Source organism: Streptomyces sp. NPDC006450, from assembly GCF_040612195.1.
Classification (GTDB): Bacteria; Actinomycetota; Actinomycetes; order Streptomycetales; family Streptomycetaceae; genus Streptomyces.
This window is the reverse complement of record NZ_JBEXPT010000037.1, coordinates 31,717-50,852: the sequence shown is the minus strand read 5'-3', so window position 1 is coordinate 50,852 and position 19,136 is coordinate 31,717. Positions and strand designations below refer to the sequence as shown.

General features: G+C 70.8%; 12 protein-coding genes, 1 tRNA gene and 1 rRNA gene. 13 read left to right on the top strand and 1 reads right to left on the bottom strand.

The features are described 5' to 3' along the window. From rrf to ABZY57_RS14595, 4 genes are all read left to right on the top strand, one after another. A 5S ribosomal RNA gene (gene rrf, locus ABZY57_RS14610) occupies positions 1-93 on the top strand; the annotation flags it as partial. Between the two features lie 5 nt (positions 94-98). Beyond that, positions 99-174, top strand: a tRNA-Thr gene (locus tag ABZY57_RS14605). A gap of 98 nt (positions 175-272) precedes the next feature. Continuing rightward, on the top strand, positions 273-911 hold the full coding sequence (locus tag ABZY57_RS14600) for a hypothetical protein (protein WP_356511703.1): 639 nt from the start codon (positions 273-275) through the stop codon (positions 909-911). 183 nt (positions 912-1,094) lie between these two features. Continuing rightward, positions 1,095-1,295, top strand: a complete 201-nt coding sequence (locus tag ABZY57_RS14595; RefSeq protein WP_356511701.1) for a hypothetical protein — start codon at positions 1,095-1,097, stop codon at positions 1,293-1,295. Between the two features lie 20 nt (positions 1,296-1,315). On the opposite strand, the gene ABZY57_RS14590 is transcribed toward ABZY57_RS14595, so the two are convergent. Further along, positions 1,316-3,838 (bottom strand): SpoIIE family protein phosphatase, encoded by a 2,523-nt coding sequence (locus tag ABZY57_RS14590; protein ID WP_356511699.1) that lies wholly within the window; start codon positions 3,836-3,838, stop codon positions 1,316-1,318. A gap of 212 nt (positions 3,839-4,050) precedes the next feature. On the opposite strand from ABZY57_RS14590, the gene ABZY57_RS14585 reads away from it, so the two are divergent. The 9 genes from ABZY57_RS14585 to ABZY57_RS14545 all read left to right on the top strand — a co-directional run bounded on the left by ABZY57_RS14585 (position 4,051) and on the right by ABZY57_RS14545 (position 18,601). Continuing rightward, positions 4,051-9,603 carry a HAMP domain-containing protein gene (locus ABZY57_RS14585; RefSeq protein ID WP_356511698.1) on the top strand — a complete coding sequence of 1,851 codons (5,553 nt, stop codon included), beginning with the start codon at positions 4,051-4,053 and terminating at the stop codon, positions 9,601-9,603. Between the two features lie 229 nt (positions 9,604-9,832). Beyond that, positions 9,833-10,519, top strand: coding sequence for a response regulator (locus ABZY57_RS14580; RefSeq protein WP_254386099.1), 687 nt, complete (start codon positions 9,833-9,835; stop codon positions 10,517-10,519). 187 nt (positions 10,520-10,706) lie between these two features. Further along, a complete protein-coding gene (locus ABZY57_RS14575; protein ID WP_356511695.1) occupies positions 10,707-13,514 on the top strand; it encodes a DNA translocase FtsK in 2,808 nt (935 codons plus the stop codon). A 203-nt stretch (positions 13,515-13,717) separates the two neighbouring features. After that, complete coding sequence (locus ABZY57_RS14570; protein WP_356511693.1) at positions 13,718-14,614, top strand: RodZ domain-containing protein; 897 nt, start codon at positions 13,718-13,720, stop codon at positions 14,612-14,614. Between the two features lie 113 nt (positions 14,615-14,727). Further along, complete coding sequence (rimO, locus tag ABZY57_RS14565) at positions 14,728-16,221, top strand: 30S ribosomal protein S12 methylthiotransferase RimO (RefSeq protein ID WP_356511691.1); 1,494 nt, start codon at positions 14,728-14,730, stop codon at positions 16,219-16,221. Then, entirely contained in the window at positions 16,218-16,874 is a 657-nt protein-coding gene (gene pgsA / locus ABZY57_RS14560) for a CDP-diacylglycerol--glycerol-3-phosphate 3-phosphatidyltransferase (protein WP_327255230.1), read from the top strand. Before rimO ends, pgsA begins: the two co-directional genes overlap by 4 nt. Positions 16,875-16,921: 47 nt before the next feature. After that, positions 16,922-17,476 (top strand): CinA family protein, encoded by a 555-nt coding sequence (locus ABZY57_RS14555; protein WP_356511713.1) that lies wholly within the window; start codon positions 16,922-16,924, stop codon positions 17,474-17,476. A gap of 109 nt (positions 17,477-17,585) precedes the next feature. After that, the gene (locus ABZY57_RS14550) at positions 17,586-17,966 is read left to right on the top strand and encodes a helix-turn-helix transcriptional regulator (protein WP_112451800.1); all 381 of its coding nucleotides are present in this window, start codon (positions 17,586-17,588) and stop codon (positions 17,964-17,966) included. 272 nt (positions 17,967-18,238) lie between these two features. Continuing rightward, entirely contained in the window at positions 18,239-18,601 is a 363-nt protein-coding gene (locus tag ABZY57_RS14545) for a hypothetical protein (protein WP_356511711.1), read from the top strand. Positions 18,602-19,136 lie beyond the last annotated feature (535 nt).

The following is a 19,136-nucleotide window of genomic DNA, read 5'->3' as shown; positions in this document are numbered from 1 at the left end:
CGCCCGGTTTACATTCCGAACCCGGAAGCTAAGCCTTTCAGCGCCGATGGTACTGCAGGGGGGACCCTGTGGGAGAGTAGGACGCCGCCGAACAACCCGCCCTTTTAGCTCAGTCGGTAGAGCGTCTCCATGGTAAGGAGAAGGTCAACGGTTCGATTCCGTTAAAGGGCTCCAAAACGAGAAGGCCCCCGCCATTGGCGGGGGCCTTTTTGCGTTTTCCCACGTATCCTTCCTGTTGATCTTGAGAATGTGCTGGATGGGGAGGACGCGTGATGTCGGATCAGACTCCGGCCGAGGCCGAGTTCGAACAGGCCTGGGCCGACGAGAGGTATACCCGGGCGGTTCTGCCGGACGTGGACGTGAACCGGATCCTGGACGAGCGGTACGTCACCGGGGCGCCCGTGGCCCTGGACCGGGCCGGGCTCTGGGACATGGAGGTCCGCAAGGCCGGCAATCCGGGTGCCTTCATTCCGAACGTCGTCCAGGAGGGATCCGCCTCCGCCTGGGTGCCGGGCCGGGAGGGCGCGGAGCTGGGGAACGAGTTCGTCAGGCAGTCGCGGCAGAGGCTGTGGCTCCAGCCGGGTGAGTACGGGCTCGTGCTCGAAGAGACGCACCTGAACCACGACCGGCAGGTGGTGACCTTCCTCGGCCGGGAGACCTTCTCCGACCTGCAGGGCCGCCCCCTGCACGCGGACGACCGCCAGCCGCTGTTCCACGTACAGCACGGGGTCGCGGGGACGGATGAGCAGCCGGTCAACACCTGGCGGATCGTCCTGCTGACCGATGAGCCGGACGAGCGGATGGTGCAGGTCTTCGACCGGATGGCCAGGGATCCGTGGCTGCCCGAGTTCGTCGAGCTGTACGTCCGGAACGTGCTCGGGACCGGGCTGACGCGCAGGGACGCCGTCTGAGGGGCGCCGTCTGAGGGACGACGACGAAGGGCCTCCGCCTCTGAGCGGGGGCCTCTTCGTGTCCAGGGGGTTCCGGGCCTCCTCGTCAAGCCCCGAATCCTCGGGCCGTGACCAGGGGCGGGGTGCGGGGCGCAATGGGATCAGCAGGAGTTCCCGGCCCCTCGACCCGCGGGAGGAACGCTCATGAGTACCGAACGGATCCGACACCTCGCCCGCACCTTCAAGGCGTCCTTGGCTGCCGACCGAGCCTCCCCGTCTCCGTGCCCCACCCGCTTCATCACCGGCCGCGACGAGGTCGTGGTCGTCGACACGGGCAGTACGCCCTGGACGGGGGAGATGGCAGCCCCGTCCTTCATGATCCTGGTGGCGAGACCCCGCCGGTAGGCGGCGTGGCGCGGCGGTGCTCAGTCGCCGTCGCGCTGCTGGGGGATGCGGAAGGCGAGGATGGCCATGTCGTCGGAGGCGGGCTCGGCGGCGAAGCGTTCCACCGCGCGCAGGACGCGGGAGGCGACGGCGCCGGCGGTGAGGCCCGTACAGGTGGTGAGGACCTCGGTGAGGCCGTCGTCGCCGAGCATGCGGGTGCCCTCGCGGCGTTCGGTGACGCCGTCGGTGACGCAGAGGAGGACGTCGCCCGGGTCCAGGGTGAGGGTCTGCTCGTAGAGGTCCAGGTCATCGATGACGCCGAGCAGGGGCTGCGGGTCGGCGGCGGGGGTCACCTCGCCGTTCGGGCGCAGGCGCAGTGGCAGGGGGTGGCCCGCGCAGACGACCTTCATGTGGGCGCCGCCGTCCGGCTGGGGGTGCAGCTCGCCGTAGAGGAGGGTGAGGAAGCGGCTGCGGTCGCCCTCGTCGAGGATCGCCGCGTTGAGGCGTTCCAGTACGGCCGGGCCGCCGAGGCCCTCGCGGGCCAGGAGGCGCAGGGCGTGGCGGGCGAGGCCGGTGACGGCGGCGGCCTCCGGGCCCGTACCGCAGACGTCGCCGATGGCGAACCCGTAGACGCCGGGGCGGATCGGGAAGACGTCGTAGAAGTCGCCGCCCACCTCGTTGCCCTCGCCGGCGGCGCGGTAGATGACCTCGACCTCGATGCCGGGGATGGTGGGGGAGCCGGGCGGCAGCAGGCTGCGCTGGAGGGAGCGGCTGATGGCGGTGCGCTCGGAGTACAGGCGCGCGTTGTCCAGGGCGAGGGCGGCCCGGCGGGAGAGGTCCTCGGCGAGTTCGAGGATCTCCTGCCGGAAGTGCTCCTCGGAGGGCTTGCCGAGGGTCAGCATGCCGATGACGCGGTTGCGGGCCAGGAGCGGGAGGACCACGGTCTCGCCGCCGACCGCGATGGTGGTCTCCGGCCAGGGGCGGGCGCCGGCCTCGCGGACCGGCTCGGGCGGGCAGACCTGGGAGAGCAGCGCCTTGAGGCCGTCGATGCGTTCCTCGTCCTCGTGCAGGACGTACGAGAGGAACGGGTCGGAGGTCGGGTCGGCGATGGTGTAGACGGCGCACCAGGTGGCGAGGGTGGGGACGGTCATCTGGGCCATGAGGGCCAGGGTCTGGTCCCGGTCGAGGGTGCCGGCGAGGAGGTCGGAGGCCTCGACGAGGAAGGAGAGGGAGCCGCGGCGCAGTCGTTCGAGCTCGCCGAGGCGGGCCGATTCCACGGCGAGGGCGATGCGGTCCGCGGCGAACTGCAGGCGCAGGGCGTCGTCGTTGGAGTAGCGGCCGGGGATCTCGGCGGCCACACCCAGGGAGCCGGTGAGGCGGCCCTCGACCTTGAGGGGGACGGTGATGGCGGAGCGCATGCCGGTGGCTTCCAGCAGGGGTACCGCTCCGGGGACGACGACGAGGTCCTCGTGCACGGCGGGCATGCGGGCGCTGCCGTACCGGTTGGTGCCGGCTTCGACGGGGACGCGGGCGAAGCGCTGGCGGGTGGAGGGCAGGCCGGTGGTGGAGCGGACCTCGAGCTCGGTCTCGTCATCGGTGGCGAGGAGGAGGAAGGCGGCGTCGGCGTCGAGGAGGTCGCGGGCGCGTTCCACGGTGCGCTGGAGGAGGCCGTCGAGGTCGTCGGGGGCGGGGGAGCCGATGAAGATCTCGAAGGGGTCCGTGGGGCGGGCCTCGGTCAGGTGGCCGCCGTCCATGGGGACCCGCGCGGGGCTCTGCAGCAGGGCGCGCTCGTCGTCGTGCACGAGCAGGCAGACGATGGAGGGCTCGCCGTGGGCATCGCGGACCCGCAGGTGGGAGGCGTAGATCGGGATGACGCGGCCGTCGGCGCCGCGGATGCCGTAGCTGCCCTCCCAGCGGGACAGGCGCAGGGCCTCGGCGATGCCGGTGCCGGTGCCGGGGGTCTGCGGCCAGGCGGCGAGTTCGGCGAGCGGGCGGCCGACCGCCTTCGAGGCGAGGTGGCCGAAGATGATCTCGGCGTCCTCGTTCCAGGCGGAGACGGTGCCGGCGGAGTCGATCTGGAGGACGGCGACGCGGACCCGGCTGTCGGCCAGGGGGAGGAGCTGGTCGGGGACGACGGGTCCCGCGGAGCGGGTACCGACCGGACGGTCCGGCAGGTCGAGCCGGAACCACACGTGCTTGTGCGTGGCCGTGTACTCGACGCCCCAGCGGGTGGCGAGGGCGGCGCAGAGCATGAGCCCGCGGCCGTTCTCGCGGTCGGGGTCCGCGTAGGGGCGCTCGCCGGGGTGCTGGAGCGGGAGCTCGCGCTCCGGGTAGCGGTCGGCGACCTCGACCCGTACGCCGTCCTCCGTGCGCAGGCACAGGACTTCGGCGCGGGTGCCGGCGTGGACCACGGCATTGGTGACGAGTTCGCTGGTGAGGACCACCGCGTCGTCGATGATGTCCGCGAAACCCCATCCCTGGAGGGTGTCGCGGACGAATGCGCGGGCAGCGGCGACCGAGCGCCCTTGTGGATCGAAACTGGCAGCCGCCCGTGCCGTGATCACAAGTCTCCTTCGACGCGGTGGACAACGGATGCCAGGTTACTTACCTTCACGGTCGCCATGGTGCCGTCGTCGGGGAATCCACCCACAGGGTGTGGCCGGTGTGCGATGGTGCCGGAGTGTTATGGCCGGGTTCGGCCGGGGTGAAACACTGGGCAGGCTTGGAGTCCGTAGTTAATGGACACAGCGTCGATGGGCACAGTCTGATGAACAAGATGCCCGGTGGAACAGTGGTCGACCCTTTCGGGAGGGACACGGTGGAGGCTGGCGCGGCGGTGCGGCGTACGGGAACGCGCCCGAAGGGAGGACGCTCCCGGCGGGGCGTGACGACGGAAGTCGATACCGCGGCCCTGAACAGGCTGCTCACGGCGCTGGTCTCGATGCGGGACGGTAACTTCCGCAAGCGGCTGACGGTGTCCGGCGACGGAGTGATGGCGGAGATCGCCGCCGTCTACAACGAAGTGGCCGACCGCAATCTCCACCTGACCGGGGAACTGTCCCGGGTGCGGCGGATGGTGGGCCGCGAGGGCAAGCTCAGCGAACGGCTGGAAACGGGTGCCTGCGAGGGCTCCTGGGCGGCCGCGATCGACGCCTCGAACCAGCTCGTGGACGACCTGGCCCGCCCGGTGTCCGAGGTGGGCCGGGTGCTGTCGGCGGTCGCCGAGGGTGACCTCGACCAGCGCATGGACCTGCGGACCCAGGCCGCGGAGGGTGCCGGGCACCCGCTGCGCGGGGAGTTCCTCAAAGTCGGGCGGACGGTCAACAACCTGGTCGACCAGCTGTCCGCGTTCACCGACGAGGTGACGCGGGTCGCGCTGGAGGTGGGTACCGAGGGCAAGCTCGGTGGCCAGGCGCAAGTGCGCGGAATGTCCGGATCCTGGAAGGATCTGACCGACTCCGTCAACACGATGGCGTACCGGCTCACCGCCCAGGTGCGTGACATTGCTCTCGTCACGACGGCGGTCGCCAAGGGCGATCTGTCGCGCAAGGTCACGGTGCACGTGGCCGGCGAGATGCTGCAGCTGAAGAACACCGTGAACACGATGGTGGACCAGCTCTCCTCGTTCTCCTCCGAGGTGACCCGCGTGGCCCGCGAGGTGGGTACGGAGGGTGAGCTCGGCGGCCAGGCGAAGGTGCCCGGGGTCGCGGGCGTGTGGAAGGACCTGACCGACTCCGTCAACACGATGGCGGGCAACCTGACGGCCCAGGTGCGCGGCATCGCGCAGGTGACCACGGCGGTGGCCAACGGCGACCTGTCGCAGAAGGTCCGGGTCAGCGCGCGCGGCGAGGTCGCGCAGCTGGCCGAAACGATCAACCAGATGACCGAGACGCTGCGGACCTTCGCGGACGAGGTCACGCGCGTGGCCAGCGAGGTCGGCGCGAAGGGCCTGCTGGGCGGGCAGGCGCAGGTGCCGGGCGCGGCCGGGACGTGGAAGGACCTCACCGACTCGGTGAACACGGTCTTCCGCAACCTCACCACGCAGGTGCGCGACATCGCGCAGGTGACGACGGCGGTGGCCAACGGCGACCTGTCGCAGAAGGTCACCGTGAACGTGGCCGGCGAGATGCTGGAGTTGAAGAACACCGTCAACACGATGGTGGACCAGCTCCAGTCCTTCGGTGCCGAAGTGACGCGGGTGGCCCGTGAGGTCGGCGTCGAAGGTGAACTGGGCGGGCAGGCGCAGGTGCCGGGCGCGGCCGGGACCTGGAAGGACCTCACCGACTCGGTGAACACCGCCTTCCGCAACCTCACCGGGCAAGTGCGCAACATCGCCCAGGTGACGACGGCGGTCGCCAACGGCGACCTGTCGCAGAAGGTCACGGTCGACGTCTCCGGCGAGATGCTCCAGCTGAAGAACACCGTGAACACGATGGTGGACCAGCTGTCCTCCTTCGCCGACCAGGTCACGCGGATGGCGCGGGACGTGGGCACGGAGGGCCGGCTCGGCGGCCAGGCGCGGGTCGAGGGGGTGTCCGGCACCTGGAAGGAGCTCACCGACTCCGTCAACTTCATGGCCGGGAACCTGACGTCCCAGGTGCGCCAGATCGCCCAGGTGACCACCGCCGTGGCACGCGGAGACCTCTCCCAGAAGATCGACGTGGACGCGCGCGGCGAGATCCTGGAGCTCAAGAACACCATCAACACGATGGTCGACCAGCTTTCGGCGTTCGCCGAGCAGGTGACCCGGGTGGCCCGGGACGTGGGTACGGAGGGCCGGCTCGGCGGTCAGGCGCAGGTGCCCGGTGTGGCCGGCGTGTGGCGCGATCTGACGGACTCGGTGAACGGCATGGCCGGGAACCTGACGTCCCAGGTGCGCAACATCGCGCAGGTCGCCACCGCGGTGGCGCGCGGTGACCTGTCGCAGAAGATCGAGGTCGACGCCCGGGGCGAGATCCTGGAGCTGAAGAACACCCTCAACACCATGGTCGACCAGCTGTCGAACTTCGCGGAGCAGGTGACCCGGGTGGCCCGGGAGGTGGGTACCGAGGGCATCCTGGGTGGCCAGGCCGAGGTGAAGGGCGTCTCCGGGACCTGGAAGGACCTCACCCAGTCCGTCAACTTCATGGCGAACAACCTGACGTCGCAGGTCCGCAACATCGCCGAGGTGACCACGGCGGTCGCCATGGGCGACCTCTCCAAGAAGATCACGGTCGACGCGAAGGGCGAGATCCTCGAACTGGTCACCACCGTGAACACGATGGTGGACCAGCTGTCGTCCTTCGCCGAGCAGGTGACGCGGGTGGCCCGGGAGGTGGGTACCGAGGGGATCCTCGGCGGCCAGGCCCGGGTGCGCGGGGTCACCGGCATCTGGAAGGACCTCAGCGACAACGTCAACACCATGGCCGGCAACCTGACCGCCCAGGTGCGCGGGATCGCCCAGGTCTCGACCGCGGTGGCCAACGGCGACCTGACGAAGAAGGTCACCGTCGAGGCCCGCGGCGAGGTCGCGCAGCTCGCCGACACCGTGAACACCATGGTCAAGACCCTGTCCTCCTTCGCCGACGAGGTCACGCGCGTGGCCCGTGAGGTGGGTACGGAGGGCCGCCTGGGCGGCCAGGCACACGTGCCCGGGGTCTCCGGGACGTGGAAGGACCTCACCGACTCGGTGAACTTCATGGCCTCCAACCTCACCGGCCAGGTGCGGCAGATCGCCATGGTCACGACCGCCATCGCCAAGGGCGACATGACCAAGAAGATCGACATCGACGCCCGCGGGGAGATCCTGGAGCTCAAGACCACGATCAACACGATGGTCGACCAGCTCTCCTCCTTCGCCGACCAGGTGACCCGGGTGGCCCGCGAGGTGGGTACCGAGGGCATCCTCGGCGGCCAGGCCCGGGTCCGGGACGTCGACGGCACCTGGCGGGACCTGACCGAGTCCGTGAACGAGATGGCCGGAAACCTCACCCGTCAGGTGCGCGCCATCGCGGCCGTCGCCACCGCGGTGACGCGGGGCGATCTCAACCTGAAGATCGACGTGGACGCGGCCGGCGAGATCCAGGTCCTCCAGGACAACCTCAACACCATGATCGCCAACCTGCGCGACACCACCTTGGCCAACAAGGAGCAGGACTGGCTCAAGGGCAACCTCGCCCGCATCTCCGCCCTGATGCAGGGCCGTCGCGAGCTGGACGACGTGGCCTCGCTGATCATGAGCGAGCTGACACCGGTGGTCTCGGCGCAGCACGGCGCGTTCTTCCTGGCGCTGCCGGCGGGCGGTACCACCGAGATCGGGACGGACGGGGGCGCGGACGGTTCGTACGAGCTGCGGATGCGCGGGAGTTACGCGTACGCCGGCGGGCAGATGCCGATCTCCTTCCGGCCGGGCGAGGGACTGATCGGGATGGTCGCCGAGGAGAAGCGGATGGTGCTCATCGAGAACACCCCGCCCGGCTACCTGAAGATCTCCTCCGGGCTCGGCGAAGCCCCGCCGGCACACGTGATCGTGCTGCCGGTGCTCTTCGAGGGGAAGGTGCTCGGCGTCATCGAGCTGGCCTCCTTCCAGCCCTTCACGCAGATCCAGAAGGACTTCCTCAGCCAGATCGCCGAGATGATCGGTACGAGCGTCAACACCATCTCCGTCAACTCCAAGACGGAGATGCTGCTCAAGCAGTCACAGGAGATGACCGAGCAGCTGCGGGAGCGTTCCGACGAGCTGGAGAACCGGCAGAAGGCCCTCCAGGCCGCCAACGCCGAGCTGGAGGAGAAGGCCGAGCTGCTGGCCCAGCAGAACCGGGACATCGAGGTGAAGAACACCGAGATCGAGGAGGCCCGGCAGGTCCTGGAGGAGCGTGCCGAGCAGCTCGCGGTCTCGATGCGGTACAAGAGCGAGTTCCTGGCGAACATGTCCCACGAGCTGCGGACCCCGCTCAACTCCCTGCTGATCCTGGCCAAGCTGCTCGCCGACAACGCGGACGAGAACCTCTCGCCCAAGCAGGTGGAGTTCGCCGAGACCATCCACGGCGCCGGCTCCGACCTGCTCCAGCTGATCAACGACATCCTCGACCTGTCGAAGGTCGAGGCCGGGAAGATGGACGTCTCGCCGACCCGGATCGCGCTGGTCCAGCTCGTCGACTACGTGGAGGCCACCTTCCGGCCGCTGACCGCCGAGAAGGGCCTCGACTTCTCCGTGCGGGTCTCCCCGGAGCTCCCGGCGACCCTGCACACCGACGAGCAGCGGCTGCTCCAGGTGCTGCGCAACCTGCTGTCGAACGCGGTGAAGTTCACCGACACCGGGGCGGTGGAGCTGGTGATCCGGCCCGCCGGGGCCGATGTGCCCATCGCGATCCGCGAACAGCTCCTGGAGGCCGGTTCGCTGAGGGAGGCCGACGCCGACCTGATCGCCTTCTCGGTGACCGACACCGGGATCGGGATCGCCGCGAGCAAGATGCTGGTGATCTTCGAGGCGTTCAAGCAGGCCGACGGGACCACCAGCCGCAAGTACGGCGGCACCGGTCTCGGACTGTCGATCAGCCGGGAGATCGCCCGGCTGCTGGGCGGGGAGATCCACGCGGCGAGCGAGCCCGGCCGCGGGTCGACCTTCACGCTGTACCTGCCGCTGCATCCGAGCGAGCTGCCCCCGCAGGGGTACGCGCCGCCGGCGCCCGGCGGGGCGCGCGGGGAGCTGTACCGCCGCCCGGCCGCCGAGGAGGCGCGGCCCGAACTGCCGGCGGCTCCGGTGGCGCAGGGCCCCGTAGCGCCCGTGGGGCCGACGGCGCTGCCGCGGGCCGGGGAACCGGTCGGGCAGGGGTCGTCGGCGTTGTTCCGGCGGCGCCGCAAGGCGATGGCCGAGCCGCCGCTGCGGGCGGAGGTGCCCGGGCAGGGGGACGCGGACGCGTGGGCCGTCGACGAGCCGCTGCCCCAGGCGCCGCGGACGTACGACTTCCACGGCGAGCGGGTGCTGATCGTGGACGACGACGTGCGCAACGTCTTCGCGCTGACCAGCGTGCTGGAACAGCACGGGCTGGCGGTGCTGTACGCGGAGAACGGCCGGGAGGGCATCGAGGTCCTGGAGCAGCACGACGACGTGGCGCTCGTGCTGATGGACATCATGATGCCGGAGATGGACGGGTACGCGACGACCTCGGCGATCCGGCGGATGCCGCAGTTCGAGGGGCTGCCGATCATCGCGCTGACGGCGAAGGCGATGAAGGGGGACCGGGAGAAGGCGATCGAGTCCGGTGCCTCGGACTACGTGACCAAGCCGGTCGAGCCCGACTACCTCCTGTCGGTCATGGAAGGGCACATGCGCGGGGCCGGGGCGTGACCGGGCGGGCGGAGGGGAACTCCCGAGGGAACCTTCTGCCCTTCCACCACGTTTCCGCTACGTGCGCTGTGACATCTTGGTGACAGGGTGTGGCGATCTCGGGACTGGGGCTACGATGACCGGCACAAGGACGGACGGCGCAAGGATGCCGTCCTCTGGGGCGGGGCCCGGCGAACAGGCCGGAGCCAGGAGCCGGGGAGGCCCCATGCCGGGGCGAGGAGGACAGGGCATGGTGCAGAAGGCCAAGATCCTCCTGGTCGACGACCGGCCGGAGAATCTGCTGGCGCTGGAGGCCATCCTCTCCGCGCTCGATCAGACACTGGTCAGGGCGTCGTCGGGGGAGGAAGCGCTCAAGGCGCTGCTGACGGACGACTTCGCGGTCATCCTGCTCGACGTGCAGATGCCGGGCATGGACGGCTTCGAGACGGCCGCGCACATCAAGCGGCGTGAACGGACCCGGGACATCCCGATCATCTTCCTCACGGCGATCAACCACGGACCGCACCACACCTTCCGCGGGTACGCGGCGGGCGCGGTGGACTACATCTCCAAGCCCTTCGACCCGTGGGTGCTGCGGGCCAAGGTCTCGGTGTTCGTCGAGCTGTATACGAAGAACTGCCAACTGCGCGAGCAGGCGGCGCTGCTGAGGCTCCAGCTGGAGGGCGGCAGCTCCAACGGCGCGGTGGACGGCTCCAAGGAGACGGCCGGCCTGCTGGCCGAGCTCTCCGCGCGGCTCGCCGCGGTGGAGGAGCAGGCGGAGGCGCTGACCAAGCAGCTCGGCGAAGAGGCGGCCGATCCCTCGGTGGTGGCCACCGCGGCCCATCTGGAGCGCAAGCTCACCGGACTGCGGCGGGCGCTCGACGCGCTGGAGCCGGGGACCGGCGGCGGGGCTCCCGTCCTGCCCGCTCAGGGCTGAGCTCCGCGCAGCCCCCGGCCGGCGCGGCGGGCCGCTTGGCGGTCCGTCAGGTCTGGCGGGGCGTCATGGGAGGCCACCGGTACGGGCCGAGGGCGCGGGCGTCTCCCTCCGGCACTCGGAACGACACGAACGGGTGAAGGGGTGGGCACGCGTGTCCACCGGCGCGCGCACCGGTAACCTCGGGCGCATGGCCTCAAGTACGTCCGGTAAGGGTTCCCAGAGCACGGCGGGCACCGCGAAGGGCCGCACCGGCCGTACGACGGCGCCGGCGAAGAAGGCTGCCCCAGCCCGCAAGCCGCCCGCCAAGAAGGCGGCGCCCGCTGCCAAGCGCGGCTCCGTCAAAAAGGTCGCGCCCAAGCCCGCGCCGTCCCCCACCGGGGGAGTGCTGCGGCTGCTGCGCGCCTTCTGGCTCGGCATCGCGCACGCGGTCGGCGCCATCTTCCGCGGCATCGGCCAGGGTGCGAAGAACCTCGACCCGGCCCACCGCAAGGACGGCCTCGCCCTGCTGCTGCTCGCGCTCGCTCTGATCGTCGCCGCCGGGACCTGGTCGAACCTGAGCGGGCCTGTCGGGGACCTGGTGACCATGCTGGTCACCGGCGCCTTCGGGCGGCTCGACCTGCTCGTGCCGGTCCTGCTCGGCGTCATGGCGGTACGTTTCATCCGCCATCCCGAACAGGCCGACGCCAACGGCCGCATCGGCATCGGGCTCTCCGCGCTGGTCATCGGAGTCCTGGGGCTCGTGCACATCGCCTGCGGAGCCCCCGGGCGCGACGAGGGCACCACCGCGATGCAGAACGCGGGCGGGCTGATCGGCTGGGGCGCCTCGAAGCCGCTGATCTTCACGATGGGCGCGCCGCTGGCCGTGCCGATGCTGGTGCTGCTCACCGTCTTCGGGCTGCTGGTGGTCACCGCGACCCCCGTCAACGCGATCCCGCAGCGGCTGCGGAGCGCGGGGATCCGCCTCGGGGTCATCGCTCCGAACGAGTACGACGCGGAGTACGCGCAGTACCGGGACCCCGAGGGCGCGGCCTCGGCCGCTGCCGCCGACCGGCACGACGCCGAGCAGCGGCGGGCCCGTTCCGGCGCCGCCGGGCCGGGAGACCCGGCGGGCGCCGCCGAGGAGGAGGCGCTCGCCCGGCGGCGGCGCCCCCGGCGGTCCGCGGGCCGGCCCGCCATGGACCGAGGGATGGACCCCGTCGACGTGGCCGCGGCGGCCGCCGCCGCGCTGGACGGGGTGGTGTACGGCGGGATGCCGCCCTCCCCGCTGGTCGCCGACCTCACGCAGGGCATCTCGGCGGAGCGCGAGGGCACGGATGTCACCGCTCCGGTGCCGGCGGCCCGGGAGGAGGGGCCCGCCCGCGAGGAGCAGCCGGCCCGCGAGGAGAAGTCCGCCGCCGCGGGCCCGCCGCACGACACCACCGCGGCGGCCTCCGGGACGCTGTCCGTTCCCGACCTGACCAAGACCCCGCCCCAGACCCAGGCGCTGCCGCCCCGCGCCGAGCAGCTCCAGCTGCGCGGGGACATCACGTACTCCCTGCCCTCGCTGGACCTGCTGGAGAAGGGCGGGCCGGGCAAGACCCGCAGCGCCGCTAACGACGCGGTCGTGGCCTCGCTGACGAACGTGTTCATGGAGTTCAAGGTCGACGCCAAGGTCACCGGTTTCACCCGTGGGCCGACGGTGACCCGCTACGAGGTCGAGCTGGGCCCGGCCGTGAAGGTCGAGCGGATCACGGCGCTGGCGAAGAACATCGCCTACGCCGTGGCCTCGCCCGACGTGCGCATCATCAGCCCCATCCCGGGCAAGTCGGCGGTCGGCATCGAGATCCCGAACACCGACCGCGAGATGGTCAACCTGGGGGACGTGCTCCGGCTGGCGGACGCCGCCGAGGACGACCACCCGATGCTGGTGGCGCTCGGCAAGGACGTCGAGGGCGGCTACGTCATGGCCAACCTGGCGAAGATGCCGCACGTGCTGGTCGCCGGAGCCACCGGTTCCGGTAAGTCCTCCTGCATCAACTGCCTGATCACCTCGGTGATGGTGCGGGCCACGCCGGAGGACGTCCGGATGGTGCTCGTGGACCCCAAGCGGGTGGAGCTGACGGCGTACGAGGGCATCCCGCACCTGATCACGCCGATCATCACCAACCCCAAGCGGGCGGCCGAGGCGCTGCAGTGGGTCGTGCGCGAGATGGACCTGCGCTACGACGACCTGGCGGCCTTCGGGTACCGGCACATCGACGACTTCAACCAGGCGATCCGCGACGGCAAGATCAAACTGCCGCCGGGCAGCGAGCGGGAGCTCAGCCCGTACCCGTACCTGCTGGTGATCGTCGACGAGCTGGCCGACCTGATGATGGTGGCCCCGCGCGACGTGGAGGACTCGATCGTCCGCATCACCCAGCTGGCCCGCGCGGCCGGCATCCACCTGGTCCTCGCGACGCAGCGGCCCTCGGTGGACGTGGTGACCGGTCTGATCAAGGCGAACGTGCCCTCGCGCCTCGCCTTCGCGACCTCCTCGCTCGCCGACAGCCGGGTCATCCTCGACCAGCCGGGTGCGGAGAAGCTCATCGGCAAGGGCGACGGTCTGTTCCTGCCGATGGGCGCGAACAAGCCCGTACGGCTCCAGGGCGCGTTCGTCACCGAGGACGAGATCGCCGGGATCGTGCAGCACTGCAAGGACCAGATGGCGCCCGTCTTCCGCAACGACGTCACCGTCGGGCAGAAGCAGAAGAAGGAGATCGACGAGGAGATCGGCGACGACCTGGACCTGCTGTGCCAGGCGGCCGAGCTGGTCGTCTCGACGCAGTTCGGGTCCACGTCGATGCTCCAGCGCAAGCTGCGGGTCGGGTTCGCGAAGGCCGGACGGCTGATGGACCTGATGGAGTCGCGGGGGATCGTCGGACCGAGCGAGGGGTCCAAGGCGCGCGACGTGCTGCTGAAGGCCGACGAACTCGACGGCGTGCTCGCGGTGATCCGGGGGGAGACTCCCGAGTAAGGGACAAAGGATCGGGGGCAACCGTTTCCCCCGGTCGCGTGTCTAGTTGAGGGAGGTGGCGGTCTTTCCGGGTCGCCGCACCGTGCGGGAGCCCCTTGGCCATTCGTATGGCGTAGGGAGGTGCCCCTCCGGTTGCTCCACCCTTTCGTCACCCCCCTAGACTGGACATCCAGCAGGTGGCTACACGCTCGAAAGGCGCCCTCGTGTCCATCGGCAACGCCAACTCCCCCGAAGATGAGCAGCCTTCGACCGACGACCGGTCCGAGGACCGCCTCGTCGAACGCTCCGTCGAAGAGCCGTCCATCGGGACGGCCCTCAAGAAGGCCCGGATCGCCGCCGGGCTGACCGTCGACGAGGTCAGTTCCACCACCCGCGTGCGCATCCCGATCGTGCACGCGATCGAATCCGACGATTTCACGCGCTGCGGCGGCGATGTCTATGCCCGCGGCCACATCCGTACGCTCGCCCGTGCCGTACGACTCGATCCGGAACCCCTGATCGACAGCTACGACGCGGCCCACGGCGGCCGGCCGGCACCCACCCCCGCCGCGCCGATGTTCGAAGCCGAGCGGATCCGCCCCGAACGGCAGCGGCCCAACTGGACCGCCGCCATGGTCGCCGCCATCGTCGCCGTGATCGGCTTCGTCGGCTTCACGGCCTTCGGTGGCGCCGACGACAAGGCCAAGCGGCCGGTGGCGGAAGGTTCCGCCTCGCCGAAGCCCGCACCCACCCCCAACGCCTCCAAGCCCTCGGTCCAGGCGCCGCCGGCACCTACGGCTCCCAAGCCGGAGCCCTCGGACAGCGCCATCGCCGCCGCGCCCAAGGACCTCGTCACGGTCGTCCTGACGGCCAACGACGGCGAGAGCTGGATCTCGGCCAAGGACCACAGTGGCCGGCTCCTCTTCGACGGCACCCTCGAACAGGGTCAGTCGAAGACGTTCACGGACAAGGAGTCCATCGACCTGGTGCTCGGTGATGCCGGGGTCGTGAAGCTCTTCGTGAACGGCAAGGAGATCAAGGACGAGTTCCAGCCCGGACAGGTGGAACGTCTCACATACACCAAGGACGACCCGCGTCAGGGCCAGGCCCAGGCGGGCTGACCAGCAGGGAATAAAACGTTCCGGATCCCCGGAGTGCCGCGCCGCACTCCGGGGATCTTGTCGTCCGGGACGGGAGGCGGGGGCCGGTGCCGGGACGAAGTAGTCTTGAGTCCATGCCCGAACGCCGTACCGTCGCCCTTGTCACTCTTGGCTGCGCCCGTAACGAGGTGGACTCGGAGGAGCTCGCAGGCCGCTTGGCGGCGGATGGCTGGGAGCTCGTCGAGGACGCCGCCGATGCGGACGTAGCCGTCGTCAACACCTGCGGCTTTGTCGAAGCCGCCAAGAAGGACTCCGTAGACGCCCTGCTGGAGGCCAACGATCTCAAGGATCACGGCCGCACGCAGGCCGTCGTAGCCGTCGGCTGTATGGCCGAGCGCTACGGCAAGGAACTTGCCGAAGCGCTCCCCGAGGCCGACGGCGTGCTCGGCTTCGACGACTACGCCGACATCTCCGACCGCCTCCAGACCATCCTCAACGGCGGCATCCACGCCTCCCACACCCCGCGCGACCGGCGCAAGCTGCTGCCGATCAGCCCGGCCCAGCGCCAGGACGCCGACGTGGCCCTGCCGGGCCACGCGCAGGAGCCCGAGGCGGCTCCGGCCGACCTCCCCGAGGGCGTCGCTCCCGCCTCCGGTCCGCGTGCGCCGCTGCGCCGCCGGCTGGACAAGAGCCCGGTCGCCTCGGTCAAGCTCGCCTCCGGCTGCGACCGGCGCTGCTCCTTCTGCGCCATCCCGTCCTTCCGCGGCTCCTTCATCTCCCGCCGCCCCAGCGACGTGCTGGGCGAGACGCGCTGGCTCGCGGAGCAGGGCGTCAAGGAGATCATGCTGGTCTCCGAGAACAACACCTCGTACGGCAAGGACCTGGGCGACATCCGCCTGCTGGAGACCCTGCTGCCCGAGCTGGCCGAGGTGGACGGCATCGAGCGCGTCCGCGTCAGCTACCTCCAGCCCGCCGAGATGCGGCCCGGCCTGATCGACGTACTCACCTCGACCCCCAAGGTCGTCCCGTACTTCGACCTCTCCTTCCAGCACTCGGCCCCCGACGTGCTGCGCGCCATGCGCCGCTTCGGTGACACCGACCGGTTCCTGGAACTGCTGGACACCATCCGCAGCAAGGCTCCGACGGCTGGCGTCCGGTCCAACTTCATCGTCGGCTTCCCCGGCGAGAAGGAGTCGGACTTCGCCGAGCTGGAGCGCTTCCTCACCAGCGCGCGCCTCGACGCCATCGGCGTCTTCGGCTACTCCGACGAGGACGGTACCGAGGCCGTCACCTACGAGAACAAACTGGACGCCGACACCATCGCCGAGCGCCTCGCCCACATGCAGCGCCTCACCGAGGAGCTCACCTCGCAGCGCGCGGAGGAGCGGATCGGAGAGACGCTGGAGGTGCTCGTCGAGACGGTCGTCCCGATCGACGAGGCGGAGGACGGCGAGGGAGCCTACGGGCGCGCTGCCCACCAGGCGCCCGAGACCGACGGCCAGGTCGTCTTCACGGACGGCGCGGGCCTGGTCCCGGGGCGTATCGTCACGGCGAAGGTGGTCGGCACCCTGGGTGTGGACCTGGTGGCGGAGCCCCTGGGCGTGGATCTTGAGGAGGCGGCCGGATGACCGGAGCCCCGGCATCTGCGGCGGGCGGGACCGGCCGCCGGCCCGCGCCCGGCGCGAAGCTGGGCGCCGCGGCGGTCAATCAGGCCAGTCTGTGGAACATCGCCAACATCCTGACGATGATCAGGCTGGTCCTGGTGCCGGGATTCGTGATGCTGCTGCTCGCCGACGGGGGCTACGACCCCGTCTGGCGGGCGCTGGCGTGGGCGGCGTTCGCCGTCGCCATGATCACCGACATCTTCGACGGGCATCTGGCCCGTACGTACAACCTGGTCACCGACTTCGGCAAGATCGCCGACCCCATCGCCGACAAGGCGATCATGGGGTCGGCATTGGTGTGTCTGTCCTGGCTCGGCGATCTGCCCTGGTGGGTGACCGGAGTGATCCTCGGCCGGGAACTCGGGATCACGCTCATGCGTTTCTGGGTCATCAGGTACGGGGTGATCCCGGCGAGCCGGGGCGGGAAGCTGAAGACCCTGACCCAGGGCGTGGCGGTGGGCATGTACGTGCTCGCGCTGACGGGGCCGCTGGCGACGCTGCGGTTCTGGGTGATGGCGGCCGCCGTCGTCCTGACCGTCGTCACCGGTTTGGACTACGTCCGGCAGGCCGTCGTGCTCCGGCGCAAGGGGCTCGCCGCGGAGCGTGCCGCGCGGTGAACCTGCCGGGGGATGACGCGGTGGTGCAAAAGGCGGGTGGATCTTCGGTGGCCGATGAAGCGCCCCGGAATGCCGCAGGGGCCGCCGGTGACCGTGGGGCGGTTGCGGCCGATGTGCTGCGACTCCTTGCGGAGAGTAACGATACGGTCGCTGTCGCGGAGTCGCTGACCGGCGGCATGGTGGCCGCGGAGCTCACGGCCGTCCCGGGCGCCTCCCGGTCCTTCCGCGGGTCCGTCACGGCGTACGCGACCGAGCTCAAGCATCAGGTGCTGGGCGTGGACGCAGGGCTGCTCGCGGCCGAAGGGGCGGTGAACCCGCAGGTCGCGGAGCAGATGGCGGCCGGAGTGCGCCGCGTGCTCGGCGCCTCCTGGGGCATCGCGACCACCGGGGTGGCCGGTCCCGATCCGCAGGACGGACAGCCGGTGGGAACCGTTTTCATCGCCGTGGCGGGCCCCGGGGGCAGGAAAACGGCCCGGCTGCGGTTGAAAGGCTCCCGCGCGGAAATCCGTAGGGAGAGTGCACGGACAGTGCTCGAGCTGCTCGCGAGCGAACTCCGCGAGAATCTGCGGGGGCAGGATACGGAACAGGACGGGGGGATTTGATGTTTGCAGCCCTGAGTGAACACGACATCGCTCCCCGCACGGCCGCCGCGCGAGGCGGTACGGTGGGGCGTGAAGGTTACGGCTACACGGTCAGAGGAGGGAGCCACCGATGATTCTGCTCCGTCGCCTGCTGGGTGACGTGCTGCGTCGGCAGCGCCAGCGCCAGGGCCGTACTCTGCGCGAAGTCTCCTCGTCCGCCCGAGTTTCGCTCGGCTATCTCTCCGAGGTGGAGCGGGGGCAGAAGGAGGCATCTTCCGAGCTGCTCTCCGCGATCTGCGACGCGCTTGACGTACGGATGTCAGAGCTGATGCGGGAAGTCAGCGACGAGCTTTCGCTCGCCGAGCTGGCCCAGTCCGCCGCGGCGAGCGAACCGGTGTCCGCACCGGTCCGCCCGATGCTCAATTCGGTATCCGTGGCCTCGGTCACGGGTGGCCCGGAACGGGTGACCATCAAGGCGCCCGTGGAAGCGGTGAACGTCGTAGCCGCGTGACGTGTGCGTGAGCGTCTGCCTGTGCGCGTGTGTTGTGTGCGTGCGTGCTGAGCGTATGAGTGTGGCCGGAGCCCCGGCCGGTGCCCCTTGGGTGCCGGGCGGGGCTCCTTGCCGTTCCGGGTGGGGGCGTGGGTGCCGGTGTGGCGCGGGGGCCCTGTGGGGCGGCGATGAGGCCCTGTGGGGCGTTGCGGGCGGGGTGCGGGTACGGGCGGGGTGCGGGAGGATGGGCCCGTTCGGGTCTCCGGCCCCTGGAGGTGGCCGTGCGGCGGTTGCTGGGTATACCCGTGGGTCCGGCCCTCGCGCTGTCGGTGGGCGTCCTGTGGTGGTGGGCCGTCCTGCGGCTCGTGCTGGCGCCGGCCGAGGCCGGGCCGGTGGAGGGTGCGGTCGCCGTCGGAGGCTGGGGGCTGGGGCTGCTGCCGGTTCACTGCGTGCCCGGGCCGGCGGGCCGCCGTCGCCGTGGGGCGGCGAGTGGCGTGCGCGGTGACGGGGGCGGGGGTGGGGCCGGGGGTGGTGGCCGAGGCGTCGATGGCAGTGGCGGGGAGTGGGCTGCGTCCGGGTCGGTGGCGGTCGGGGAACCTGGGGCGGTGCCGCCGGGGGGCCGGGCGCCGGGGGGCGGGGAGTCGGGGGCCGGGTAGACACGGACGGCGGGTGGTTGGCGCCCTGCTCGAGTGGCCGAGGGGCGGCGTGACCGGGTGGCGGCGTGGCCGAAGCCCCCGTTGGTCGCCTGGCGCCTGGTGCTACGGGTTCCGTAGGCGGGGGTGGGGGACTTGGACATGGGGACGAAGCATGACGATGGATCGGCCTGATCGGCCGTCTCTGGCGAGGGCGAGGCGCGGTTCCTGGCCGCAGGCCGAGACGGGTGCCGGGGAGGTCCCCAGGAGCCGTCCGGCCGGGCGCGCCTGGTGACCGCGCTGTGGTGTGGTGTCCGGGTGATCGGGTGCCCTGCGGTTGTGGCTGCGGGGCTGGTGCCGGGTGGTTGGTAGCCCTGCGCGTGTGGCGGCGTGGTCAGTGCCGCCCTGGTGGGGGCCGGGTGGTGGAGGTCGGGTAGTCGGGGCCGCGTGGTCGGGTGCTGCGGTGGAGGCGGCGTGGTGGGCGTCGGGTGGTGGGGGCGGCGTGGTGGCGACACTGTGGTGGGTGTCGGGTGGTGGCGTGGTGGGTGGTGGGGGCGCC